Source organism: Mesorhizobium sp. CNPSo 4671 (genome assembly GCF_057784245.1).
The window spans coordinates 228965-252276 of sequence record NZ_JBWLUW010000010.1; the positions used below are offsets into that span (position 1 = coordinate 228965).

The window sequence follows — 23312 nt, forward strand, 5'->3', positions numbered from 1 at the left end:
ATTGCATGAGGATATCACTATATAGCGTCGGCTTCGCTGGCTCACGCCTTGAGGCGCAACGTCAAAAGGCGGCTGCAGCGACGGCCCTTGAGATTAAGAAACGGACTGAAAGCCGTAACAGGTAGAAGCAATTGCTCGGAGCGGGCCAGATCCCGCCAACGGTACAGTCCTTCAGAATCAGAAAATGTTCTTCACCCCTCGATTTCCTTCGGCTCTGTGGACCTTGGACGGCATTGACTTGCCGGCTGGCCGCGACTCGGCTGGAATGGCAGGATGCATCCTTTGCGGGATGCCGACGTTTATGATTACCAACCGGCTTTGCCGCCAGGGAACAGCAGTATGAGTGAACACGCGATCGAGTTCTTGCGGGGATGGATCGGCGAAAAGGTCCATTGCCAGTCCCAGGCCAGGATCGACAAGCAGGCCGAGACATTGGCCAGGGAATGTGCCGCCAAAGCTGCGGAAGTCGGAATTCCCCTGGAGGACATCCAGGAAGAAGTCGGCGACATCCAGGAACTCATTGCCTCCCGGCTGGAGGAAGCCGCCGAGGCCGATGAACACCAGCAGGCGGCCAGCAACGCCGCGGAATAGATTTTAACGGCCATTCTGTCTGAATGCGCGGGCCCTTCGGCCCGCGTTTTCGTCTCAGACGAACTTTTCTTTCAGCCCAAACTTTTCTTTCAGCCAAGTCTTCGGCAGCGCCGGCACGAAATTGCCGTCGCGTCCGGTCATGTCGTCATTGGCGACCAGGGCGTTGAGAATCGATTCCTCCACGGCCTGGATCACGGCATCGAAAAACGGATCGATGTCTGTATCGGGAATGAAATCAGCCTTGGCGATCCGGCCCGACGGCGCCAGCGCGGCGGCAGGATTGGCTGTCGAGAAGGTGAGAAAGATGTCGCCCGAGCTGTGGTAGCCGAAGCCGCCGGTCATGGCGACGCCGAGCGGCACGCGCCGGGCCAGCCGCTTCATCTGGTGCGGCAGGAATGGCGCGTCGGTGGCGACAACGGCGATGATCGAGCCCTTTTCGGCGCGCGCCGTGCCTTCGCGAACGGCCGGCTCCACGAGTTCCGGCCCGACGCGCAGGCCGCGAAGGGTAAAATTGCGTCGCTTGCCGAAATTCGACTGCACGAAGGCGCCGACCGTGTAGGAATGTCCCTGCCATGCGACGATGCGCGATGCCGTGCCCGAGCCGGCCTTGAAGCCGAAGGTGATCATGCCGGTGCCGCCGCCGACGCTGCCTTCCTCGATCGGACCGCCGGCGGCACCATCGAGGGCTTCTGCGACGTGCTCTGATGTCAAATGGTGACCGTTGATGTCGTTGAGGAACCCGTCATAGGTCTCCGCCGCCACCGGCAGGCCCCAGGCACTGTCGACCGCGGCCGGCAGCACCTGGTTCATCCAGCGCAGCGTGCCATCGCGTGAAACGCCGCAGGAATGCGTGTTGGTGATGGTGATCGGGAAGTTGAAAGCGCCGGTTTCCTCGATGATATGCGAGCCGGTCAGTTCGCCATTGCCGTTCTGGCTGAAAATCCCGGCGAAGACCGGCGTGGCCAGGTCGGGACGCGGCCTGGGCAGGATCGCGGTGACACCGGTGCGGACCGGCCCCTTGCCGACCACCAGCGCGCCATCGCCTGAAATCAGCGTCGCATAGCCGACCGCGACGCCGGGAACGTCGGTGATTGCGTTGAACGGCCCGGGCGTTCCGTCGAAGCCGATGCCGAAGCCGCGCGCGCGCGGCTTGCCGCTGGGCGTTGCCAGATGGTGCGGATTGTCGGTCATGGTCAGAACAGCGATCCCTGATTGCCGGGTTCTTTCGCCTTGGCCGTCGGCCTGGCAGCCGGCTTCGGCCGCGCCGCACCACTGGTTGCCACGGCATCCGCCGTGCCGTCGGCGAACTCCAACGAAAGCGCCATCCCCGATGCCACGTCGGCCGCCTGCTTGATGACCGCGCCGTCGGCGTCCTTCACCAGCGCGAAGCCGCGCGCGAGCACGGCCTTGTGCGAAAGCGTGGTCAGCAGGCGCTCAGCCTGGCTCAACTGGCCGCGCAGGCGCTCGAGCCGCAGCGAGATGACCCGGTCCTGCCGCCTGGCGAGCGCCGCCAGGGCGTCCCCTTGCAGTTTTTGGCGGCGTGCGATTGGTGCCGGCGACAGCCGCGTCGCGGTGCGCGCAAAGCGCGCGCGCCGTTCGCGCACAATGGCAAAGAACGCCGCCTGCGCCCGGGCGAGGTCCCGGCCGGTCAGCGTGCGCGCTTCGTTCATGCGCCGCGACAGCGTGGCCGGCGTCAGCCTTTGGCCCTGGAGCCGCGCCCGCTTGCGATCGACGCTGACGGACAGGCCGCGGCCGAGCCTCGATGTCGCCTCGTCGAGGCGCCGGCGCGGCAGCGCCAGCAATTGATCGGGCGAGGGCAGTGCGCGCGCCGCCGCACGCGCGGCCTGCCGCTTGCGTTCGAAATTGCGTGCGATGGCTGCCTTGAGCCGCGCGCCAAGGCTGGCCAGCGTCGCCTCGAGATCGGCCTTCACCGGCACGGCGATTTCGGCCGCCCCCGTCGGTGTCGGCGCCCGCACATCCGCGACGAGATCGATCAGCGTCCAGTCGGTTTCGTGGCCGACGGCAGAAATCACCGGAATGCCGGAGGCGGCAACGGCGCGGGCGAGCGCCTCGTCGTTGAAGCCCCAGAGGTCCTCAAGGCTGCCGCCGCCGCGCGCGACGATCAGAAGATCGGGTCGCTGGATGGCGCCATCCCAGGGCAGCGCGTTGAAGCCGGTGACGGCGTTGGTGACTTCCACGCCTGACGTCTCGCCCTGCACGCGCACCGGCCAGACCAGCACATGCAGCGGAAAGCGGTCCTTGATGCGGTGGATGATGTCGCGGATGACGGAGCCGGTCGGCGAAGTGACGACGCCGATGACGCGCGGCATGAACGGCAGCCGGCGTTTGCGGCCGGCATCGAAAAGTCCTTCCGCCTGCAGCCGGCGCTTGCGCTCTTCCAGCAGCGCCATCAGTGCGCCTGCGCCGGCGGGCTCGAGATTGTCGATGACGATCTGGTAGTTGGACTTGCCGGGATAGGTGGTGAGCTTGCCGGTGGCAATCACCTCCATCCCTTCCTCGGGGCGGAATTTCAGCCGGCTCATCGTGCCTTTCCACACCACGGCGTCGAGCCGGGCGCGGTCGTCCTTCAGCGCGAAATAGGCATGGCCGGAGGAATGCGGCCCGCGATAGCCCGAGATTTCGCCGCGCACCCGCACATTGCCGAACACATCCTCGACCGTGCGCTTCAGCGCGCCCGAGATCTCGCTCACCGTGTATTCGGTGGCGTTGGTGCGTGATTCGGATGCTGCTTCGCTCATCGGCCGATTGGGGGCCGGTTGGCGCCCCACGTCAAGGCGCCACGATCCTTCCTACCAGCCCGGCAGGATCTGGTTTGCCTTGGTCCGCCTGATCTTGGAGTAGGCAAGTGCGGCGAAATCGAACGTGCCGGTCTCTTCGACCAGTGGCACCGAGATGTTGTCCAGGCTCTCCGAGATATGACGGGCGAGCGCATCGACGATCTCCGGCCGCGAGGTCTGCCCGCGCATGATGCCGATGCGGCAGTCGGGCAGGGTGCCGAAGCCGTCGGCTTCGCCCAGCACCCGCATGCCGGGCCGGAGCGCGCATTCCGGCAGCACCGAGATCGCCAGGCCCGAAAGCACGGCGGCGGTGATGACGGTCGCCGAGAAGCTGGTGAACAGGATGCGATAGTCGCGGTTCTGCTGGTCCAGCACATCGACGGCGGCGCGCCGCCAGATGCAGTTCGGACGGCCAAAGGCCATCGGCAGCGTTTCCTGTTCATGCGTCGCATGGTTGGCCGAGGTGACCCACAGCAGCGGCTCGCGCCGCACCACTTCCGACTGGCCGCGCACATCATTGTGCGTCACCAGCGCCAGGTCGAGATTGCCGCGCTTGATATGCTCGACCAGCCCCGGCGTCGGCTCGCAGATGACGGTCAGCTCGACACGCGGATTGGAGCGGGTGAAACGCGCCATGATCTCCGGCAGGAAGCGGTCGGCATAGTCGTCAGGCGTGCCGATGCGGATCGTGCCTTCGAGCCGCTGGTCGTCGAAGGCGGCGAGCGTTTCGCGGTTGAGATAGAGCAGCCGCCTTGCGTAGGAGAGCAGCTTGTCGCCTTCCTCGGTCAGTTTGTTGGTGCGCCCCTCCTTCTCGAACAGCGGCTTGCCGATCCGCTCCTCCAGCCGGCGCATCTGCATCGACACCGCCGACTGGGTGCGGAGCACCTCTTCGGCTGCGCGGGTGAAGCTGCCGGTATCGGCAATCGAGATGAAGGTCTGCAACTGATCGAGATCGAGCGGCGCTTTCATCGGCATGATCCATCACTGGTGTTGATGCTAAAGATTAGAAACATTCGTTGGATTAATCAATCGGCTGATGGCAAATTGGCATTGTCCACATGAAGGCATGTGAATCGAAGCCGGAACGGCCGCTGTCGCCAGCGCCGACTGCTTGGCTTTGTCCGTTCGAGACTGAAGGAGACCGACATGACCACGTTTGATTTCGCCACCGAGACCTCGCGCATCACCTCGCGTCCGGCCGTTGCGATGCGCGTGGCCAATACCGTCTTCAATTTCTACCGCGCCTGGAAAAACCGTCGCGCCTTCTACCGCCTTGGCGAGATGTCGGATTCCGAGCTCGCCGATATCGGCCTGACGCGCGCCGACCTGCATGTCGCCATCGACGTGCCTTTCGGCCGAGACCCGACGGCGATCCTGCGCGAAATCGCCAGCGATCGCGTAGAAACGGTCGAGGACATCGCCCGCAAGGTGGCCTGATCGGTTGAGTTTCGGTCCTGCTGAACCTTTTTTGGGTTCAGCGCGACCAAGGATTATGCAGGCTCCCCACTCCCTGCCGGTTCCCCGCCGGCCTGCCTGCACGTTGCCCGGTCCTCCCAAGGGACCGGGCTTTTCTTTTGCCTCAGCTTCGTCATCCTTGGGCGTAGCGATGCGAAGCAGAGCGAAGACCCAAGGATCCATGCCGCGGCCTGTCCTCAAAAGGACGACCAGGATCCTCTCGGTCTCCTTCCCACTTCAAACATAGCATGGGACAGACACACAGGATCCTGGGGTCTGCGCCGCGTCGCTTCGCTCCTTGCTTCGCCCCAGGATGACGAAGCGAGGGTTTCTTACCGCCGGTCCATGTCCCGCTTGAACTGGTCGAAGATCGTTTCCACGCCCTTCTGGTAGTCGTCACGCTGCTGGGCGCCGGTCTCGAACATCTTGCCGAAAATATCGTCGAACGGGTTCCTTGGCCGGCCGCTCGGATTGGCCTGTGGCTGCGGGGCCTGGCGCTGCTGCGGGGCCTGAGGTTGTGGCGCTGGCTGGCCGTCAGGCATGCCGAAACCACCTCCACCACCTCCGCGCAGCATCTCCTCGAAGATTTTCCCGAGGGGGTTGTCGCCGTAGGGGCTCTGCGTCTGCTGGGGTTGCGGCTGCGCCCGGCCTTGCGGCTGTGGGGTGCCACCACCGAACATGTCCTGCAGCACCTTCCCCAACGGATTGTCGCCATAGGGATTGGGCGCCGGCTGCGGCTGGGGCGTGCCACCGCCGAACATGTCCTGCAAGACCTTACCGAGCGGGTTGTCCATCGGGTTCGGTGATGGCGGGGCCTGGCGCTGTTGCGGCGCCGGAGCCTGCATGCCGCCGCCTTGCCGCATCATCTGCTCGATGATCTCGCCGAGCGGATTGTTGCCGCCGCCAAAACCGCCAGCAGCCTGCATTTGGTTCGTCGTCTGCTTGAACAGTCCGCCCATCACCATCGAGGCAATGGCAGGCAGCATCTGCTGCAGGATCTGCTGGCTGACGCCGCTCGCTTGCGCCGCCTGGCTGGCCACGGCGCGCGACAGGTCCTTCGAACCGAACAGATGTCCGAGAATGCCATTGCCTTCATCGACGCCTTGCGGCGAGAAGGCGCGGGTCGCGTCCTCGAAATATTTCGCGTGCTGGCCGCTTGCCATCGCCGTCATGAAGGCGCCGAGCCCATAAGGATCGGCGGTGTTGCGTTGCAGCCCCTGCGAAAAGGCCGGCAGCAGAGCGGCGACCGCCGCCTGTGTCTGCTGCATCGAAAGCCCGTATTGCTGGGCAAGCGCCTGCATGCCGTTGCCGTTCTGCGCCTGCGCCAGCATGTCGAACAAGGTAGGCATCGGCTTCTCCTCCTGAATTCCTCAGAGGAGAGCCTAATTCGTTTCAACGCCCGATTGAAGCGGCTTTTGCCGCCCGCGACAGCTCGCGGTTAATACGCGTATTCCATGAACACCGGCTCGATCGAGCCGCCCCAGCGCGTGTGGTAGGCCGAAAGCATCTCCTCGGCGCTGGTGGTGCCGCGTGCGATGACCTCGTCCAAAGTGTTGAGGAACGAGGTTTCGTCATAGCCGTCGCGGTTCTTCTTGCCGCGGTTCTTCAGCCCCGTGCGCGAAATGGCCAGCACGTCGCGGGCGATCTCGCGCAGCGTGGTGTTGCGGAAGGGCGCGGCAATGCCAAGTTCCGGCACGGCGTTGCGCATGGCCAGCACTTCCTTGTAGGTCCAGCTCGCGGTCAACGCCTCGGCCGCATCGAGGGCCGCCTCGTCATAAAGCAGCCCGACCCAGAAGGCCGGCAGCGCGCAGATGCGCCGCCACGGTCCGCCGTCGGCGCCGCGCATTTCCAGGAAACGCTTCAGCCGCACATCGGGGAACAGCGTCGACAGATGGTTCGCCCAGTCGCCCATCGTCGGCAGCCCGTCCGGCACTTCGTTGCGCGCGGCACCGGCCATGAACTGGCGGAAGGTGATGTGCGTCATGTCGTGATAGTGGCCGTCGCGGATGACGAAATACATCGGCACGTCGAGCGCCCATTCGACATAGTCGGCGAAACCGAAATCGGGCGAGAAGCAGAATTCGAGCAGGCCTGAGCGCTGGTTGTCGGTGTCGCGCCAGATGTCGCCGCGCCAGCTTTGCAAGCCGTTCGGCCGGCTTTCGGTGAAGGGCGAATTGGCGAACAACGCCGTCGACAGCGGCTGCAGCTTCAGCGACACCTGCATCTTGCGGCGCATGTCGGCCTCGCTCTCGAAGTCGAGGTTCACCTGGATCGTGCAGGTGCGGTACATCATATCGAGGCCCTTGGTGCCGACCTTGGGCATGTAGCGGGTCATGATCTCATAGCGCGACTTCGGCATTTTCGGCGTCTCGGCCAGCGACCATTTCGGGCTGCCGCCGAGGCCGAGGAAGCGGATGCCCATCGGCTCGGCGATCTCGCGCACCTGCGCCAGATGCGCATTGCCTTCGCGGCAAGTCTGATGGATCGTCTCCAGCGGCGCGCCGGAAAGCTCGAACTGGCCACCGGGCTCCAGCGAGATCGCGCCCTGGCCCGTCGGCTCGACCAGGCCGATAATGCGGCCGTCGTCGATGATCGGGTCCCAACCCAGCTTCGACTGCATGCCTTCGAGGATGGCGCGAATGCCGCGCTCGCCGCCATAGGGCACGGGCGCGTTGCCGTCGACGTAGAAGGGGAACTTCTCGTGCTCGGTGCCGATGCGCCATTTGTCGCGCGGTTTGTTGCCTTCGGCCAGGTGCTCGACGAGTTCGTCAATGTCTTCGATCGGCCGGAAATCGGTAGTGTCGCGCGCCATGGTTCAGCCCTCAGAGGCGGTCGGGCGACCGCCGGGGGTAAATGGACGAAATGTCAGCAGCCGATCAAGCGAAAAATCCTGAGCCACAGGTCAAGAGGAATTGAAGGTCACGATCCGGGCGGCCTCTTGCAAGACATGACGTCCTACCAGTCTCCGACCGTTGTCTGCATCACCGCAAGTGCCGCCACGGCCGCCGTGTCGGCACGCAGGATGCGGGGGCCGAGCGGAATGGCGGTGACGAAGGGCAGGGCGCGCAGCATCTTGCGCTCGTCGTCGGAAAAGCCGCCCTCCGGCCCGACCAGCAGCGCCAGCTTCTTCTCCTTTACCGCCTGCAAGGCAGGCAGCGGATTGTTGGTCGAGGCGTCCTCGTCGCAGAAGACCAGCCGCCGTTCCTTGTCCCACCCGGTCAACAGGCGCTCGAATCTTTCCGCCTCGCGTACGTCCGGCACCGCCAGTATGCCGCATTGCTCGGCGGCCTCGACGACATTGGCACGCAGGCGGTCGATGGATGGCTTGGCCACTTGTGTGTGCTGGGTGATTACCGGCTGCAGGATGCCCGCGCCCATCTCGACCGCCTTCTGCACGAGATAGTCGAGCCGGCCCTGCTTCAGCGGCGCGAAACAATAGATGAGGTCGGGCAGGGGCGGCTGCGGCCGTTGCAGGGCCAAAACCTTGAGTTTGACCGCCTTCTTCGACTTCATCGCGATGGTCGCCGACCACTCGCCGTCGCGGCCATTGAAGACCAGGATCTCGGCGCCTTCGCCAAGCCGCAGCACATGCATAAGATAATGGCTCTGCTGCTGGCCGGCGTCGAACTCGGCATCCGCCCCGAGATCGTCAGGCACGAACAGACGTTGCATCTTGTAATTGGCGCGCATCGCCGAGGAATGGGCGAGCCGGCCGCCGGCGTCAAGTCTCGGCGGACGGATGCCACACCGGTCGAAAGCCATGATGCAAGACGTTGAGCGTCGTCGCTGGAGTGACCAGCGAAAGCTTCCTTTCGCCGAGTAAGCCGAAATCAGCGGGTGGGCCATAGCCGGCGAACGACCAGCGCAGCGCCTTGCCGCCGCGCAGCGCATAGGCTGTGCCGCCGTCCACAACCATGGCGCCGTCCGGCAGGCCGCCAAGGTCTTCAACGACAACCACGGCTGGCTTGCCGCCGGAGGCCAGCCGCTCCTTGTGCAGCCTTTTGTCGACCTGCGGGGCACGCGGCTCGGCGATGCCGAAGGCTTCGCCGAAGCGGCCGACAAAATCCTTGGCCCGTTCGCGCTGGCAAAAGAAACAGGGGCGGTGTCCTGCCGCCAGCGCCGTCACCTCGTCGAGGAAGAACAGCTCGGTCCAGCCCGCTTTGCCACCAGGACGGTTTCTGCCCATCGGCTCGCGCCGCACATTGCGGAATTGGCACACACAGATGATCCATGCCTGAAGCGCCCAGCGTTTCCTGAGCAGCGTCTTGGTCTCGGGATCGTGGATGATGCCGCGATTGCCGGTGAACAGGCCGCGCTCGGGCACGGCGTGGATGGCGCCGAACGGATCGACCCGGTTCTGCAGTGGCATAGTTTTCTCTCCGGACGCGCATCTTGGCTGCTATACAGACGGCATGATATCGCTCGTGACATCATTTTCATGTCAGCAGGGTTTTGCGAATGCGGGTGCTGGTGGTTCAGAACTACGACAATACCGGCCTCGGTCAGGTTGGCGCCGCACTTGCCGAGGCCGGTGCCGATCTCGATGTGCGTCTCCCTTACAAGGGCGATCCGCTGCCGGACGACGCTGCCGGTCACGATGCCATGGTCGTGCTCGGCGGTGGCCAGAATGCGCTGGCCGATGATGAGTATCCCTATTTTCCGGCATTGCTCGAACTGACCCGTGATTTTGCCGGCAAGGACCGCGCCGTGCTCGGCATCTGCCTTGGCAGCCAGCTCGTCGCCCGCGCGTTCGGCGGTGAGAACCGCATCGGCGGCGCCAATGAATTTGGCTGGCACGGTGTTTCGCTGACGCCGGACGCCAAGGCCGATCCGGTGCTGGGCGCGCTGCCGGAAAAATTTCCGATCTTCCAGTGGCATGACGACACGTTCGAACTGCCGCAAAACGCAGTGCGGCTCGCCGGCAACGAAGTCGCCGAGAACCAGGCGTTTCGCCTCGGCCGCGCCGTCTATGGCTTCCAGTTCCATTTCGAGGCTGATCGGCCGATGGTGAAGGACTGGAGCTCTTCCTTCGCCCCGACCATTGCTTCGCGGTATCCCGATTGGGCCGACAAGCTCGATGGCGAAATGGCCCTAAACGGACCCGACGCCGATGCCGCCGGCATTGCGATTGCCCGTGCCTGGGTGGCCACGATCTAAGAGCCTGCCCGCGCGCTCCGCGTGACATAATTGGCACGCAGCCGTGAAACCGGCTGGGGAAAACCCCTTTCATCCTTGGCTTGTGTCCGACCGCCATCCTAGAAGGCGCGCGCTCTGCATTGGCTGTGCAACCGGGATGAACCTTTTGTGTGACCCGTGCGACACACCGTCGATACAGAACGCGCTTAGAAGCGCGAAATCGTCGAAACTTTGAAGCGAATTCTCCGTTTCAACGCATTGGTAACCGCCTGGTGCACAGATGCAGGAAGCTCAACAAGAGATGACGTCCGTGAAAGCAGCGCTTCTGTCCTTTGCCATGTTGTCCGCCATCGTGCTGTGCGGTCTCGGCATATATTCCGCCGATGCCGCCAACAACCACAACGCCGTCGACGGCTACGGCGTCACCGCCTCGCTTCGCTAAAACCGGCTCGCTCGCGACGCATTCTGCGACGCGACGGGGGCTCAAGCTCCCTTAATCGCCATTTCCAGGATGCGTTTGTCCGCACCGTCGACGACGAGCGCGGTCAGCATGCCTGATTGCCAGGCAAGCGTGTCGACATTGACGCGGTTGGCCATCACTTCCGCCTCGGGGACGGGTGTGTGGCCGTGCACCACGATCTTCGGGAACAGGCCGGTGTGATCGTGGAAAACGTCGCGGATCCAGATCAGGTCCTGCGGGTCCTGCTTGTCCAGGGGAATGCCTGGCCTGATGCCGGCATGGCAGAAGAAGAAGTCGCTAAACGTTAACGAGAACGGCAGTGACCGCAGGAAATCGACATGGCTTGGCGGCATTGCCTCGAGCAGGGCCTGATGTCCCCGTCTCATCGTCTCCATCTTGCCGAACCAGCTGGCGTCGGCGGTCAGCGACACGCCATAGGACAGCGCCGTCTGGACGCCGCCATAGCGCATGAAAAGCCCTTCCGGATCGGGGGTTCTCAGAAAATCGAGAAAGCCGATATCGTGGTTGCCGGCGAGCATCAGATGGCGCGGATCGCGTTCTCGGGCCGCGATCAGAAAATCGATGACGCCCTTGGAGTCCGGCCCGCGGTCGACATAGTCGCCGAGATGGATCACCCGCCAGTCGCGAGCCGGTTTCCATTCCAGCTCGCTCTCGATCCGCTGGTGCATGGCGGCCAGCAGGTCGAGCCGGCCATGCACGTCGCCGATTGCATAGAGACGCACACCCTCCGGCCCATGCGCGTCGAGAAAATGGATGCCGGGTTCCGCCAACGCCTCATGGTCTCCATGGTCAGGCCGTCACCGGACACTAGCGGCGGAGCTGATCCTTGCCCATGTCGGTGACCAGACGCTTTCCGCACAGAGCCAGCGTGATGTCCATCTCCTTGCGGATGATTTCCAACGCTTTGGTAACCCCTTCCTTGCCGAGCGCGCCCAGGCCGTAAAGGAATGGGCGGCCGATATAGGTGCCCTTGGCGCCGAGGCAGAGCGCCTTCAGCACGTCCTGGCCGGAGCGGATGCCGCCATCCATGTGCACTTCTATTCTGTCGCCGACCGCGTCCGCAATCTCTTCCAGCGCCATGATCGAGGACGATGCTCCGTCGAGCTGGCGCCCGCCATGGTTGGAAACCACAATCGCGTCTGCGCCGGTTTTGGCCGCCATCAGCGCATCTTCCTTGTCGAGTATGCCTTTCAGGATCAGCTTGCCGCCCCAGCGCTCCTTGATCCAGGCGACGTCCTTCCACGACAGCTGCGGATCGAACTGCTCCGTCGTCCAGGATGACAGCGAAGAGACGTCGCCGACACCCTTGGCGTGGCCGACGATGTTGCGGAAGGTGCGGCGCTTGGTGCCGGCTATGCCCAGGCACCAGCGCGGCTTGCTGGCCAGGTCGATGATGTTGGCCAGCGTCATCTTGGGCGGCGCCGAAAGCCCGTTGCGGACATCTTTGTGGCGCTGGCCGAGGATCTGCAGGTCGAGCGTCAGCACCAGCGCCGAGCATTTCGCCGCCTTGGCGCGGTCGATCAAATCGAGCACGAAATCCTTGTCGCGCAGCACATAGAGCTGGAACCAGAACGGCTTCTTCGTCACCGAGGCGACATCCTCGATCGAACAGATGCTCATCGTCGACAGGGTGAAAGGCACGCCGAACTCCTCGGCCGCCTGCGCCGCCAGCATCTCGCCGTCGGCGTGCTGCATGCCGGTCAGGCCGGTCGGCGCCAACGCCACCGGCATAGACACTTTCTGGCCGATCATGGTCGATTCCAGCGAGCGGTTGCTCATGTCGACCAGCACGCGCTGGCGGAACTTGATCTTCTGGAAGTCTTCCTCGTTGGCGCGATAGGTGCTCTCGGTCCAGGCACCGGAATCGGCATAGTCGAAGAACATCTTGGGCACGCGCCGGCGCGCGAGATCCTTGAGGTCTGCGATGGTGAGAATGTCGCTCATGATGGTTCCCGCTTGATCGAAGTGATTAGGAGCGTCTGCGTGCCGGTTCGGTATCGGCGGCTTCCGAACGTTGCCGCAGCCTCAGCCGCGACACACGTTGCCAGTCGCCGCTGCGCTCGGCTTCGGCCATCGACCGCTCGACATAAATCATATGGTCCATCGCCGCTTGCCGGGCGCCGGCCGGATCGCCGGCTTTGACCGCGGCGTGGATTGCCTTGTGCTGCGCCAGCAGCGCCTCGCGCGCGCCGGGCACGGTGAACACCAGGAGCCGGTTCTGGAAGACGCCTTCCGACAAAAGCCGGTAGCAGGAGCGCAGCGTGTGCAAGAGCAGGATGTTGTGCGCGCATTCGCAGATCGCTTGATGGAACTCGACGTCAATCTCGGCTTCATCGTCGAAATCGCCGGTGCGGTGCGCCTCGTCCATGCGGGCCATGATGCGGTCGAGCAGCGCCAGATCCTCCGGGGTGGCGCGCCGCGCCGCATATTCGGCGGCTATGCCTTCGATCTCGCGGCGGTATTCAAGATAGTCGGTCACCGCCTTGCGATGCATCGAAATCAGGTCCGCCACCGGCTTGGTGAACAGCTGGCCGATAATGTCGGCGACATGGGTGCCGCCGCCGGCCTTGGTCGTCAGCAGCCCACGTCCTTCCAGTGCCTTCAGCGCGTCGCGCAAGATCGGCCGCGACACGTCGAACTGGCGTGCCAGCTCGCGCTCCCCCGGCAAGCGGTCGCCGGTGCGCAACACGCCTTCGAGGATGAGGCTCTCGATCTGCTGCACCACCTCGTCAGCGGTCCGCGAATGCTCGATCCTGGAAAAAATGTCGCTCAACAGCTGTGCCTGGGAATTGAACCGGTGTCGCGCAGGATAAAGCCTGCGTCGCCAACTGGTCAAATTATTTATCCAATTGGTCGAAGCACGTCGGTTTCGCCACGCGATGCCATATCACCTTCGGCTAAACTTTGCTGTTTGCGTCATCAAGCGATTGGCCCTAGAGGGACGCGAACGCAAGAGGGTTCACAGAAACCCGGGGGACAAGCCGTGTCAGACGACCCGTCCAATCTCGAGTTCCAGCCGCGCGCCAAGGGCAGCGTCATGGGTTTCCCCGCGCATGAGGGCCGGCCCGGCGCGCTGGGCGAGGTCCATGCCCGGCCGCATCCGCTGATCGAAAAGCCGCGCGTCCTGGTGCAACTCGCCTTCATGACCGAGGGTGGCTCCGGCGTCGATCATGCCGTGCTTTCCGAACTGTCGCGGCGCCTCGGCATCGCCGCGCCCGACCGCCAGGCCCGTCACCACGCCATGAAGTGGGGCAAGGGCTCGCTGCGCTGGGAGCGGCACACGGAATTCTCGACCTATCTGTGGGAAGGCCCGCTTTCCGAAGGCGGCAGGGCGCAGGAGGATACACCCTTCGGCAACGGCTTTTCGCCGCCGGGCACCGTCATTTCCGGCATCCGGCTCGAAATCCGCAAATGGACGCAGGCGAGCGAGCGGCTGATCGCCGCTTTCGACCCGACCAGCCTGTGCTACTCGCTGGTCGAGCGCGGCAATGCGGCCATCGTCACCGATTTTCGCCAGGATGGCGACGGTATGACCCGCATCCTGGTGCTCGACCGCGGCCTGACGCCGGCGCGCACCGGGGCGCTGTCGCAGCGGCTGATCGACATCGAAACCTACCGGACGCTCGCCATGCTCGGCCTGCCTTTGGCGCTGACCTTGTCGGGGCGCGCCCGCCGCATCGAGGACAGGCTGGCCCAGACCACGCTGGAAATGAAGGTCGCCGAGACCCGCGACAGCCAGACGCTGCTAGCCGACCTAACCGAGCTTGCCGCCGAACTGGAAGCCGACGCTGCCTCCAGCCTGTACCGCTTCGGCGCCAGCCGCGCCTATGACGGCATCGTCGTCGAGCGGCTGGAAGCGCTGGAGGAAGAGGCCGTGCCCGGCTACGACACCTGGGGCGGGTTTTTGCAGCGCCGCGTCGCACCCGCCATGCGCACCTGCCGCTCGGTCGAAGAGCGCCAGGCCAACCTGTCGCGCAAACTGACCCGCGCCACGACGCTGCTGCGCACATGGGTCGATGTCGAGGTCGAGAAGCAGAACCGCGACCTGCTCGCCTCGATGAACAACCGCGCACGCCTGCAACTGCGCCTGCAGCAGACCGTCGAAGGCCTCTCGGTCGCCGCCGTCTCCTACTATGTCGTCGGCCTCATCGGCTATGTCGCCAAGGGCGCCTCGATCTTCGGCCATGCTTTCGCACCCGAGGTGGTCACCGCCGCCTCGGTGCCGGTCGCCATCCTGCTGGTCTGGTGGGGCGTGCGCCGCGTGCGCCAGATGCATTCCGAACCGGCGAAGCACCCGGGCGAATAGCGGCAGATTGCCGCTGCGGAAGCTTGTTTCGGCTGGACGTAGGAGCCTCCCGCCGCCACAACATTTGCAACCGGCACGCTTCACTGGTAAAAGATTTTGACCAGTCAAGCAAAGTGAGGCTGCTGATGTCCGGCCTGGCCATGCCGAAACCAGATGACGCCACGATGCGCCGGCGCGACGAGATCGTCGCCGACATGCGCATCATCGTGCCGGGCGAGGGCGTGGTCGACGCGGCCAATGCCATGCGCGCCTTCGAGAGCGATGGCCTGACCGCCTATCGGCAATTGCCTCTGGTCGTCGTTCTGCCCGAGACGGTGGCGCAGGTCTCCCGCGTGCTGAAATACTGCAACGACCGTAACATCCGCGTCGTGCCGCGCGGCTCCGGCACCTCGCTGTCCGGCGGTGCGCTGCCGCTGGAAGATGCGGTGCTGCTGGTCATGAGCCGTTTCAACCGTATTCTTACGATCGATTTTCCCAATCGCATCGTCGTCGCCCAGCCGGGCGTCACCAATCTCGGCATCACCACCGCCGTCGAGCAGGAGGGCTTCTACTACGCCCCCGATCCATCCTCCCAGATCGCCTGCTCGATCGGCGGCAACGTCGCGGAGAATTCCGGTGGCGTGCACTGCCTGAAATACGGCCTGACCGCCAACAATGTGCTCGGCATCGAGATGGTGCTGATGAATGGCGAGGTGGTGCGGCTGGGCGGCAGCCATCTCGACGCCGAAGGCTACGACCTGCTTGGCGTCATGACCGGTTCGGAAGGCCTGCTCGGCGTCGTCACCGAAGTCACGGTCCGCATATTGAAGAAACCGGAGACGGCGCGCGCGCTGCTGATCGGCTTTCCGACCAGCGAACAGGGCGGCCAGTGCGTCGCCGACATCATCGGCGCCGGCATCATTCCGGGCGGCATGGAGATGATGGACCGGCCGGCGATTCACGCGGCGGAGGATTTCGTCCATGCCGGCTATCCCCTCGATGTCGAGGCTTTGCTGATCGTCGAACTCGACGGGCCGGGTGTCGAGGTCGATCATCTCATCACCGCGGTCGAGGCGATCGCCATCCGCAACGGTTCGACCACCTGCCGCATCTCGCAGTCCGAGCAGGAGCGGCTGAGCTTCTGGGCCGGGCGCAAGGCGGCATTTCCCGCGGTCGGCCGCATCTCGCCCGACTATTACTGCATGGACGGCACCATTCCGCGCAAGGAACTGCCGCGTGTGCTCGCCGGCATGCGCGAACTGTCGCAGAAATACGGTCTCGGCGTCGCCAATGTGTTTCACGCCGGCGATGGCAATCTACATCCGCTGATCCTCTACGATGCCAATGTTCCCGGCGAACTCGACAAGGCCGAAAGTTTTGGCGCCGACATATTGCGGCTCTGCGTCAAGGTCGGCGGCGTGCTCACCGGCGAACACGGCGTGGGCGTCGAGAAGCGCGACCTGATGCCGGAAATGTTCAACCAGGTCGATCTCGACCAGCAGATGCGCGTCAAATGCGCCTTCGATCCCAACCATCTGCTCAACCCGGGAAAAGTCTTCCCGCAACTGCGCCGCTGCGCGGAGCTTGGGCGCATGCATGTGCACCGGGGACAGGTGGCGTTCCCGGAGATTCCGAGGTTTTGAAGGGATGCTGTTCCGGCACCAGACCCTTGCGGCCATTGCGTCGGGCGAAGTGACGCTCGCCTTTCGCCGCTGGAAGCGGCCAACGGTTAAGGCCGGCGGGCGCATGCGGACGGCTTCGGGCGTGGTGTTGATTGGCGATGTCGCGATCGTGGACATGTCCACACTGACGGAAAAGGACGCGAGCGCGGCCGGCTTTCCAGCACTCGGAGCCCTTCAAGAGATGCTTGGCGCTGATGACGGGATCCCGGTCTATCGCATCGAACTCAACGGCATCGAACCCGACGAACGCGTTTCCTTACGCAACGAGGGCCTTTCCGATGAGGATTGGCAGGTCCTGACTCTGCGCTTTGCCCGTTGGGACAAGACATCACCCGGCTACTTCCCGTCGATCCTGCGGGCTATCGGCGCCAATCCAGAAGTGCCGGCCGCCGTCCTCGCGGCGCACGCCGGCGTCGAGAAGCTGAAGTTCAAGCAGGATGTCCGCAAGCTTGGGGAATTCGGTCTCACCGAGAGCCTCGAGGTCGGTTACCGGCTGTCGCCAAGGGGCGAAGCCGTGCTCAAAAAGCTCAGGGAGCACAGGCTTTGACGACTTTCACCCCGACCACGTCAGGCGAAGTCCTGTCCACCATTGCCTGGGCGGTGGGAGAAGAGACGCCGCTCGAAATCCTCGGTCACGGCTCCAAGCGCGGCATTGGCCGTCCGCTGCAGACACAGCACACGCTTGATTTGTCGAAACTCACCGGCGTCACGCTTTACGAACCCTCCGAACTGGTGCTGTCGGCAAAGGCCGGCACGCCGCTGGCAGAGATCGAGAAGCTGCTGGCGGAAAACGGCCAGCAACTGGCCTTCGAGCCGATGGACTACGGCCCGTTGCTCGGCGGCGAGCCGGGCAAAGGCACGATCGGCGGCGTGCTCGCCGCCAACCTCTCGGGTCCGCGCCGGCTGAAGGCGGGTGCCGCGCGCGATCATATCCTCGGCATCAATGTCGTGTCCGGCCGTGGCGAGGCCTTCAAGTCGGGCGGCCGCGTGGTCAAGAACGTCACCGGCTATGACATGTCGAAGCTGATGGCCAACAGCTGGGGCACGCTGGCCGTGTTCACCGACGTCACCTTCAAGGTGCTGCCGGCTGCCGAGACTGAAGTCACGCTCGCCATCCGTGGTCTGCTCGACGATGCCGCGGCAAACGTCATGGCCCTGGCGCTCGGCTCCAGTGCGGAAGTGTCGAGTGCCGCCCATCTGCCCGAGCGCATTGCCGCGCGTGTCGCCGGCGGCGCGCTCGGCAGTGAGGCCGCAACGCTGCTGCGCGTCGAAGGTTTCGGCCCGTCCGTCGCCTACCGCATCGCCAGGCTGAAGACGCTGCTCGGCAAGGCCGGGCCGCTGGAGGAGATTGCCGGCGAGGCTTCGCAGCTGATCTGGCGCGATGTGCGCGATATCAGGCCTTTCGCCGACGGCACCGAGAAACCGGTCTGGCGCGTGTCGATGGCACCCTTTCACGCGCATCAGATGGTTCTGACCTTGCGCATGCAAGCGGCCGTCAGTGCCTTCTACGACTGGCAGGGCGGGCTGGTGTGGCTGCGCATGGGGGAGGGCGACCCTGAAGCTTCTTTGCTGCGCGGCCTGTTGCGCAAACATGGCGGCGGGCATGCGACGCTGGTGCGCGCCGCCCCCGCCCATCGCGCCGCTTTGCCTGTCTTCGAGCCGCAGCCGCCGGCGTTGGCCGCGCTCAGCCAGCGGCTGAAGCAGGAATTCGACCCGAGGAACCTCCTCAATCCCGGCCGCATGGCCTAGGAAATCAGCAAATGCAAACCAGTTTTTCACTTGCACAGCTTGCCGATCCGCATGTCGCGGAATCGGAAAAGATCCTGCGCAAATGCGTGCATTGCGGCTTTTGCACCGCCACCTGCCCGACCTACGTGACATTGGGCAATGAGTTGGATTCGCCACGCGGGCGCATTTATCTCATCAAGGACATGCTGGAAAACGGCCGCCCCGCCGACAAGGAGATCGTCACCCATATCGACCGCTGCCTGTCGTGCCTGGCCTGCATGACCACGTGCCCCTCGGGCGTCAACTACATGCATCTGGTCGATCATGCCCGCGCCCACATCCAGGAGACCTACAAGCGTCCGCTGGTTGACCGGCTGACCCGTGCCATGCTGGCCTTCGTGCTGCCCTATCCCCAGCGCTTTCGCGCCGCGCTCAAACTGGCGAAGCTGGGAAAGCCGTTCATCGGCGTGCTCGAAAAGGTCCCGGCATTGAAGCCTCTCGGTGCGATGCTCAAGCTCGCGCCGGGGTCGATCCCCACAGCTTCACCGATGGCATCCCCGGGCGTCCATCCCGGGCAGGGGACGAAAAAGGGCCGCGTCGCCATTCTCACTGGTTGCGCGCAATCCGTGCTTGATCCCGCCATCAATGACACGACGATTTCGCTGCTGACGCGGCTCGGCGTCGAGGTCGTGGTGCCGCCGGGCGAGGGCTGCTGCGGCGCGCTGGTTCACCATATGGGGCGCGAGGAGGCCGCGCTTGCCTCGGCCAGGCAGAATGTCGATGCCTGGACGCGCGCCATCGAGCAAGGCGGGCTCGATGCCATCATCATCACCGCCTCGGGCTGTGGCACGACGATCAAGGATTATGGCTTCATGCTGCGCCTCGATCCGGCCTATGCCGACAAGGCCGCGCGCGTGTCAGGATTGGCTAAGGACATCACCGAGTATCTGGCGGCTTTTGATTTGCCCGAGCCGGTGCGCAAGCCGGGCACGGTCGTTGCCTATCACTCGGCCTGCTCGATGCAGCACGGCCAGAAGATCATCCGCCAACCAAAGGAACTGTTGGCCAAGGCGGGTTTCATCGTGCGCGAGCCGCGCGAGGGCCATTTGTGCTGCGGTTCGGCCGGCACCTACAACATCCTGCAATCCGAGATTTCGGCAAAACTGCGCGATCGCAAGGTGAAAAACATCGAGGCGACGGGCGCTTCGATCGTTGCCACCGGCAATATCGGCTGCATCACGCAGATCGCGTCCGCGGCGAAGCTGCCGGTGGTGCATACGATCAAGCTGTTGGACTGGGCCTATGGTGGCGAACCACCAAGAATGAGTTGATTGCTTCGCATCGCCCATGAGAATGGGGGATGTCCGATACAAAATCGCTAGAGATTGAAACCGTCGTTCGGCTGTTGTCGAAGACGCCGCGCGCGACACGATCGGCGCGCTATGAAGACTGCTCGGCGATCGTCGCCCGGCATCTCAAGGACGGGTCCGAATTCCTGTTTGCGCTGATAAGGGCGGCCATCGAAGCGGGCGTTCACCAGACCAATCTGATCGAAGATTCAGTTTCGTTTCTCGACGATGCGCATCTCGCTCGTCTGGCATTTTTCCTCCAAGCAGAAGTGAAACGCGGGGTGGATGTCGAGGATCTGCTGGCTCACGTCGCTTTGCAGGTGCCGGAATTGTTTCCAGACAGCACCCTGGGCAGCATTCCCGATTTCGAGGATTGGCAGACGCATGATGATCCTCGTTCGCCGCCTGCATGCCATCACTTCATCTTTGAGAGGGGCGCCCCGAGCGACATGTCTTTTCCGACGCATCCCAACCATCCCACCTGGCACTTGCCAGCAACAGACCCGTCATTTGCGATTGGCGGCGAGGGGACGACCACCTGTCCCGCTTGCGGTAACGCGCTGGCGCATCTCGTTACCCTGGACGATTTGGGCGGCCAAGCAGGGATACTCCCTCGCCTTCGTCTTGAGACTTGCAGGGATTCTCTTGAGCCGACCTACTATTACCACGATGTCACTGGAGTACCGACACAGGTCGCTCCGTTCCATTCCCCCAATGATTTCACATCCGAACCGGCGAACCGGAAGAGCATCGCCCGGCTAGCGCGGACGCCTCAGCGCTGGCTTAGGCAGTCGTATGGGATCAGCAATTCGCGGCAAAACCTGTTTCGGCTTGGCGGCTTGCCATCATGGGTTCAGGGGCCGCAATTTCCGCGGGTTCCCGGAACGGATCGGGAAATGAAATTTCTTCTCCAGTTCGATTCGCTGGCCGGCTTCTTCTGGGGCAGCGGCGGCATGCTTTACGTTTTCTGGGACGAAGAATCCCGGATCACATGCCATGTGCCGCAATACACCTGACGGAAGCAGTTACTCCGCCGCCAGCCTGTCCGCCGTGCCGTAGGTCGCCTCATAGAGCGCGCGCTGGCGGCTGAGCGCCACCATCGTGTTGCGCAGCAGGATCGCCACCGTGATCGGACCGACGCCGCCTGGCACCGGCGTGATCCAGGAGGCGACCTCGCGCACGCTTTCGGTGTCGACGTCGCCGACGATGCGGCTCGTGCCGTCCGGCCCGATCTCGGAATTGATGCCGATGTCGATGACGGCGGCACCTGGCTTCACCATGTCGGCCTTGATCAGCCGCGGCTTGCCGACCGCGACGAACAGCGCATCGGCCCGCCGCGCATGGGCGGCGACCGACCGTGTCATGTGGTGGCAGACCGTCACCGTCGCGCCTTCGCTCATCAGCAGGAAGGCGATCGGCTTGCCGACGATTTCCGAATGGCCGACGATGACCACTTCCAGTCCCTTGAGATCGAGCCCGGTTTCCTTGAGCAGTTCGACGGAGGCCGCCGCCGTGCAGGGCGCCAGGTCGAGCTGGTTGTAGACGATGTTGCCGATCGAGGCCGGATGCATGCCTTCGACGTCCTTGAGCGGATGCACGGCTGCCTGCAGCGTCCTGATCGGAATGTGCGCTGGAACCGGCCGCTGGATGATGATGCCGGTGACGCGCGGATCGGCGTTCAGGCCGTGGATTGCCGCTTCCAGTTCACCCGATGTGATGGTGGCGGGGAAACGCCGTTCCTCGAAATCGATGCCGGCAAGCTGAGCCTTGGCGCGCTGGTTGCGCACATAGACATCGACCGCATCGGTATCGCCGACGGTGATCGAGATCAGCTTGGGCGGAAAACCCTCGGCTTTGGCGATGGCCGCATCCTCGCGCACCGCAGCGATGATGCGCTGGGCAACCGGGCCGCCCTTGAGATAGCGGCTGTCGTCGGACAGGGACATGGTGCACTCTTTTTCTTGCGTTGGCGCCGACATAGCAAAAGACCGTCGAAAATGGCAGCACGAAAGCGAACCGCCATGCCTTCTGCGCGACGCAACGACGCGGGGCCATGTCGCAGGCACTGGACGCCGATCAAAAAGGAAGGGCAGCGCGGTTTCCCGTGCTGCCCTTCCTGACCGACCGCATCCCCATACGGCCCGTCCCCCGTTATTCCTTCCGACTTCAGGAAACCAAGTGTTCCCGATCAGGTGATTCGTGAAGGCTACTATATCACCTCGACCGTGGTTCCGACATTGACCCGTTCATAAAGGTCGACCACGTCCTCGTTGCGCATGCGGATGCAGCCCGACGACACCGCGCCGCCGATCGTCCATGGCTGGTTGGTGCCGTGGATGCGGTATTCGGTCGTGCCGAGATAGAGCGCGCGGGCGCCGAGCGGGTTTTCGATGCCGCCGGCCAGATAGGTCGGCAGATAGCGGCCCTTGGCTGCCTCGCGCTTGATCATCTCCGCCGGCGGGCGCCAGTCCGGCCACTCGCGCTTGTTGGTGATTTTGTGCGTGCCCGACCATTCGAAGCCGGGCTTGCCGGTGCCGACGCCGTAGCGCCGTGCCTTGCCGTTCTTCTCGACCAGGAAGAGGAAATTCTGTGTGGTATCGATGACGATCGTGCCCGGCTTCTGCGGGCCGTCATAGGCGACTTCCTGCGGCAGGTAGATCGGGTTGATCTGTGGGCGCATCACCATGCGTTTGGCCGGTGCCTGCACGGCGGCCGTCTGCACACGGTCTGGCTGCGCCGGTTGCGCCGTGCGCAGGCGTGGCTGCTGCACAAGCTGCCGGTTCTGCCGCACGATGCCGGGTGCATTGCCGAGCTGCAGCACCCAGGGGGCGGAAAGATCGGGGCTCACCATCACCGGCGGCCTGTCGGCGTAGCGGTCGCCAGCGGTTGCGGGCGAGACACCGGCAAACACAGCCGCGGCGCCGAGCACGGAAAACAAAACTCTCTTCATCGGGAACGCACCTTGATCGTCTGATACAACCGGGTGGTAACGACGCCCGGTTCAGCGGATCATTGGCGCGCAAGCAGCAACCGAAACATGAATCGGAATGCGTAAAATGCGGCTTTGTCAGTAAACCTTTTGGTGTGGTTACCGCCGGGTTCAGGAATCTGGTAAAGCCACAGTAAATGCAGCGCAAAGGCGCGTTAACGGATGGATTTTTCGCAATGAGCCATGGAAACACCGGCCTGCTTGCCGGCCCCGACGGTGTCGCGCGCTGCTTCTGGCACGGCAACCTGCCCGACTATCTCCACTACCATGATCATGAATGGGGTCGGCCGATGGCCGACGACCGCAGGCTGTTCGAAAAGATCTGCCTTGAAGGCTTCCAGTCGGGCCTGTCATGGCTGACCATCCTGCGCAAGCGCGAGAATTTTCGCGAGGCCTTCGCCGGCTTCGACTTCGACAAGGTCGCCGCCTTCACCGACAAGGATGTCGAGCGCCTGCTCGGCAATGCCGGCATCATCCGCCATCGCGGCAAGATCGTCTCGACCATCAACAACGCCAAACGCGCCCGCGAGATGGTAGACGAGTTCGGCTCGCTCGCCGCCTGGTTCTGGAAGTTCGAACCCGGCAAGGAGGAACGGCCCAAAATTGTCGACCTCGCCCATCTGCGCGCCAACCCGACCACGGCGGTCTCGGTTCGGATTTCGAAGGAATTGAAGAAGCGCGGCTGGAGTTTTGTCGGTCCGACCACGGTCTATGCCTTCATGCAAGCCATGGGTCTGGTCAACGACCATCTCGAAGGCTGTGTCTGCCGCAAGCAGGTCGAGAAGGAACGCAAGGCGTTCAAGCGGCCGGCGTAGCGT

Annotated in this window: 23 protein-coding genes; 11 read left to right on the forward strand and 12 right to left on the reverse strand. The window is 63.9% G+C overall.

Annotated features, from left to right (window positions below; all coding sequences use genetic code 11):
• Window positions 1–339 precede the first annotated feature (339 nt).
• Complete coding sequence (locus AC04SF_RS26280; RefSeq protein WP_488480199.1) at window positions 340–591, forward strand: hypothetical protein; 252 nt, start codon at window positions 340–342, stop codon at window positions 589–591.
• 54 nt (window positions 592–645) lie between these two features.
• Here AC04SF_RS26280 and AC04SF_RS26285 read toward each other — a convergent pair whose 3' ends face one another.
• The 3 genes from AC04SF_RS26285 to AC04SF_RS26295 are packed head-to-tail and all read right to left on the reverse strand — an operon-like array spanning window position 646 to window position 4358.
• Window positions 646–1782: a DmpA family aminopeptidase gene (locus AC04SF_RS26285; protein WP_488480158.1), complete on the reverse strand. Its 1137-nt coding sequence runs from the start codon at window positions 1780–1782 to the stop codon at window positions 646–648.
• Between the two features lie 2 nt (window positions 1783–1784).
• Window positions 1785–3350 (reverse strand): exodeoxyribonuclease VII large subunit, encoded by a 1566-nt coding sequence (gene xseA / locus AC04SF_RS26290; protein ID WP_488480159.1) that lies wholly within the window; start codon window positions 3348–3350, stop codon window positions 1785–1787.
• Between the two features lie 51 nt (window positions 3351–3401).
• A complete protein-coding gene (locus AC04SF_RS26295) occupies window positions 3402–4358 on the reverse strand; it encodes a LysR substrate-binding domain-containing protein (protein ID WP_488480160.1) in 957 nt (318 codons plus the stop codon).
• A 177-nt stretch (window positions 4359–4535) separates the two neighbouring features.
• On the opposite strand from AC04SF_RS26295, the gene AC04SF_RS26300 reads away from it, so the two are divergent.
• On the forward strand, window positions 4536–4826 hold the full coding sequence (locus tag AC04SF_RS26300; RefSeq protein ID WP_488480161.1) for a DUF1127 domain-containing protein: 291 nt from the start codon (window positions 4536–4538) through the stop codon (window positions 4824–4826).
• A gap of 350 nt (window positions 4827–5176) precedes the next feature.
• Here AC04SF_RS26300 and AC04SF_RS26305 read toward each other — a convergent pair whose 3' ends face one another.
• The 4 genes from AC04SF_RS26305 to AC04SF_RS26320 form a co-directional block, all read right to left on the reverse strand.
• The gene (locus tag AC04SF_RS26305) at window positions 5177–6193 is read right to left on the reverse strand and encodes a DUF937 domain-containing protein (RefSeq protein ID WP_488480162.1); all 1017 of its coding nucleotides are present in this window, start codon (window positions 6191–6193) and stop codon (window positions 5177–5179) included.
• Window positions 6194–6282: 89 nt separating this feature from the next.
• Window positions 6283–7656, reverse strand: coding sequence for a glutamate--cysteine ligase (locus AC04SF_RS26310; protein WP_202351325.1), 1374 nt, complete (start codon window positions 7654–7656; stop codon window positions 6283–6285).
• A 143-nt stretch (window positions 7657–7799) separates the two neighbouring features.
• Complete coding sequence (locus AC04SF_RS26315) at window positions 7800–8534, reverse strand: 16S rRNA (uracil(1498)-N(3))-methyltransferase (protein ID WP_488480200.1); 735 nt, start codon at window positions 8532–8534, stop codon at window positions 7800–7802.
• Window positions 8535–8565: 31 nt separating this feature from the next.
• Entirely contained in the window at window positions 8566–9213 is a 648-nt protein-coding gene (locus AC04SF_RS26320) for a hypothetical protein (RefSeq protein ID WP_488480163.1), read from the reverse strand.
• 89 nt (window positions 9214–9302) lie between these two features.
• On the opposite strand from AC04SF_RS26320, the gene AC04SF_RS26325 reads away from it, so the two are divergent.
• On the forward strand, window positions 9303–10001 hold the full coding sequence (locus AC04SF_RS26325; RefSeq protein ID WP_488480164.1) for a type 1 glutamine amidotransferase: 699 nt from the start codon (window positions 9303–9305) through the stop codon (window positions 9999–10001).
• A 280-nt stretch (window positions 10002–10281) separates the two neighbouring features.
• Complete coding sequence (locus AC04SF_RS26330; protein ID WP_162034344.1) at window positions 10282–10422, forward strand: hypothetical protein; 141 nt, start codon at window positions 10282–10284, stop codon at window positions 10420–10422.
• A 41-nt stretch (window positions 10423–10463) separates the two neighbouring features.
• On the opposite strand, the gene AC04SF_RS26335 is transcribed toward AC04SF_RS26330, so the two are convergent.
• Genes AC04SF_RS26335 through AC04SF_RS26345 form a run of 3 tightly spaced genes read right to left on the reverse strand, consistent with a single transcriptional unit; the run spans window position 10464 to window position 13234 of the window.
• Window positions 10464–11231, reverse strand: a complete 768-nt coding sequence (locus AC04SF_RS26335) for a metallophosphoesterase family protein (protein WP_096454483.1) — start codon at window positions 11229–11231, stop codon at window positions 10464–10466.
• A 37-nt stretch (window positions 11232–11268) separates the two neighbouring features.
• Window positions 11269–12405 carry an alpha-hydroxy acid oxidase gene (locus tag AC04SF_RS26340; protein ID WP_096454485.1) on the reverse strand — a complete coding sequence of 379 codons (1137 nt, stop codon included), beginning with the start codon at window positions 12403–12405 and terminating at the stop codon, window positions 11269–11271.
• A gap of 25 nt (window positions 12406–12430) precedes the next feature.
• On the reverse strand, window positions 12431–13234 hold the full coding sequence (locus AC04SF_RS26345; protein ID WP_096454487.1) for an FCD domain-containing protein: 804 nt from the start codon (window positions 13232–13234) through the stop codon (window positions 12431–12433).
• Between the two features lie 210 nt (window positions 13235–13444).
• On the opposite strand from AC04SF_RS26345, the gene AC04SF_RS26350 reads away from it, so the two are divergent.
• From AC04SF_RS26350 to AC04SF_RS26375, 6 genes are all read left to right on the forward strand, one after another.
• Complete coding sequence (locus AC04SF_RS26350; RefSeq protein WP_096454489.1) at window positions 13445–14767, forward strand: DUF3422 family protein; 1323 nt, start codon at window positions 13445–13447, stop codon at window positions 14765–14767.
• Window positions 14768–14892: 125 nt separating this feature from the next.
• Window positions 14893–16389 carry an FAD-linked oxidase C-terminal domain-containing protein gene (locus AC04SF_RS26355; protein WP_488480165.1) on the forward strand — a complete coding sequence of 499 codons (1497 nt, stop codon included), beginning with the start codon at window positions 14893–14895 and terminating at the stop codon, window positions 16387–16389.
• Window positions 16390–16393: 4 nt separating this feature from the next.
• Window positions 16394–16975 carry an ASCH domain-containing protein gene (locus AC04SF_RS26360; protein WP_488480166.1) on the forward strand — a complete coding sequence of 194 codons (582 nt, stop codon included), beginning with the start codon at window positions 16394–16396 and terminating at the stop codon, window positions 16973–16975.
• Window positions 16972–18177, forward strand: coding sequence for an FAD-binding protein (locus tag AC04SF_RS26365; RefSeq protein WP_488480167.1), 1206 nt, complete (start codon window positions 16972–16974; stop codon window positions 18175–18177). The genes AC04SF_RS26360 and AC04SF_RS26365 overlap by 4 nt, the downstream gene beginning before the upstream one ends.
• A gap of 11 nt (window positions 18178–18188) precedes the next feature.
• Complete coding sequence (gene glcF, locus AC04SF_RS26370) at window positions 18189–19487, forward strand: glycolate oxidase subunit GlcF (RefSeq protein ID WP_488480168.1); 1299 nt, start codon at window positions 18189–18191, stop codon at window positions 19485–19487.
• Window positions 19488–19516: 29 nt separating this feature from the next.
• Entirely contained in the window at window positions 19517–20521 is a 1005-nt protein-coding gene (locus AC04SF_RS26375) for a hypothetical protein (RefSeq protein WP_488480169.1), read from the forward strand.
• Between the two features lie 9 nt (window positions 20522–20530).
• Here the strand turns inward: AC04SF_RS26375 and AC04SF_RS26380 are convergent, their stop codons facing one another.
• Both AC04SF_RS26380 and AC04SF_RS26385 read right to left on the reverse strand, forming a co-directional pair.
• On the reverse strand, window positions 20531–21451 hold the full coding sequence (locus AC04SF_RS26380) for a bifunctional 5,10-methylenetetrahydrofolate dehydrogenase/5,10-methenyltetrahydrofolate cyclohydrolase (protein ID WP_477222458.1): 921 nt from the start codon (window positions 21449–21451) through the stop codon (window positions 20531–20533).
• A 263-nt stretch (window positions 21452–21714) separates the two neighbouring features.
• Entirely contained in the window at window positions 21715–22455 is a 741-nt protein-coding gene (locus AC04SF_RS26385) for a L,D-transpeptidase (protein ID WP_488480170.1), read from the reverse strand.
• Window positions 22456–22670: 215 nt separating this feature from the next.
• Here AC04SF_RS26385 and AC04SF_RS26390 point away from each other — a divergent pair, with 215 nt between their 5' ends.
• Complete coding sequence (locus AC04SF_RS26390) at window positions 22671–23309, forward strand: DNA-3-methyladenine glycosylase I (RefSeq protein WP_488480171.1); 639 nt, start codon at window positions 22671–22673, stop codon at window positions 23307–23309.
• The last annotated feature ends 3 nt before the right edge of the window (window positions 23310–23312 follow it).

Bases quoted from the DNA above. Each gene is read 5' to 3' on its own strand.
- AC04SF_RS26295 (WP_488480160.1), bottom strand. From the start codon at position 4,358: ATGAAAGCGCCGCTCGATCTCGATCAGTTGCAGACCTTCATCTCGATT.
- AC04SF_RS26310 (WP_202351325.1), bottom strand. From the start codon at position 7,656: ATGGCGCGCGACACTACCGATTTCCGGCCGATCGAAGACATTGACGAA.
- AC04SF_RS26325 (WP_488480164.1), top strand. From the start codon at position 9,303: ATGCGGGTGCTGGTGGTTCAGAACTACGACAATACCGGCCTCGGTCAG.
- AC04SF_RS26340 (WP_096454485.1), bottom strand. From the start codon at position 12,405: ATGAGCGACATTCTCACCATCGCAGACCTCAAGGATCTCGCGCGCCGG.
- xseA (WP_488480159.1), bottom strand. From the start codon at position 3,350: ATGAGCGAAGCAGCATCCGAATCACGCACCAACGCCACCGAATACACG.
- AC04SF_RS26380 (WP_477222458.1), bottom strand. From the start codon at position 21,451: ATGTCCCTGTCCGACGACAGCCGCTATCTCAAGGGCGGCCCGGTTGCC.
- AC04SF_RS26320 (WP_488480163.1), bottom strand. From the start codon at position 9,213: ATGCCACTGCAGAACCGGGTCGATCCGTTCGGCGCCATCCACGCCGTG.
- AC04SF_RS26360 (WP_488480166.1), top strand. From the start codon at position 16,394: ATGCTGTTCCGGCACCAGACCCTTGCGGCCATTGCGTCGGGCGAAGTG.
- glcF (WP_488480168.1), top strand. From the start codon at position 18,189: ATGCAAACCAGTTTTTCACTTGCACAGCTTGCCGATCCGCATGTCGCG.
- AC04SF_RS26385 (WP_488480170.1), bottom strand. From the start codon at position 22,455: ATGAAGAGAGTTTTGTTTTCCGTGCTCGGCGCCGCGGCTGTGTTTGCC.
- AC04SF_RS26315 (WP_488480200.1), bottom strand. From the start codon at position 8,534: ATGCGCGCCAATTACAAGATGCAACGTCTGTTCGTGCCTGACGATCTC.
- AC04SF_RS26305 (WP_488480162.1), bottom strand. From the start codon at position 6,193: ATGCCTACCTTGTTCGACATGCTGGCGCAGGCGCAGAACGGCAACGGC.
- AC04SF_RS26280 (WP_488480199.1), top strand. From the start codon at position 340: ATGAGTGAACACGCGATCGAGTTCTTGCGGGGATGGATCGGCGAAAAG.
- AC04SF_RS26330 (WP_162034344.1), top strand. From the start codon at position 10,282: ATGACGTCCGTGAAAGCAGCGCTTCTGTCCTTTGCCATGTTGTCCGCC.
- AC04SF_RS26355 (WP_488480165.1), top strand. From the start codon at position 14,893: ATGTCCGGCCTGGCCATGCCGAAACCAGATGACGCCACGATGCGCCGG.
- AC04SF_RS26390 (WP_488480171.1), top strand. From the start codon at position 22,671: ATGAGCCATGGAAACACCGGCCTGCTTGCCGGCCCCGACGGTGTCGCG.
- AC04SF_RS26300 (WP_488480161.1), top strand. From the start codon at position 4,536: ATGACCACGTTTGATTTCGCCACCGAGACCTCGCGCATCACCTCGCGT.
- AC04SF_RS26285 (WP_488480158.1), bottom strand. From the start codon at position 1,782: ATGACCGACAATCCGCACCATCTGGCAACGCCCAGCGGCAAGCCGCGC.
- AC04SF_RS26375 (WP_488480169.1), top strand. From the start codon at position 19,517: ATGTCCGATACAAAATCGCTAGAGATTGAAACCGTCGTTCGGCTGTTG.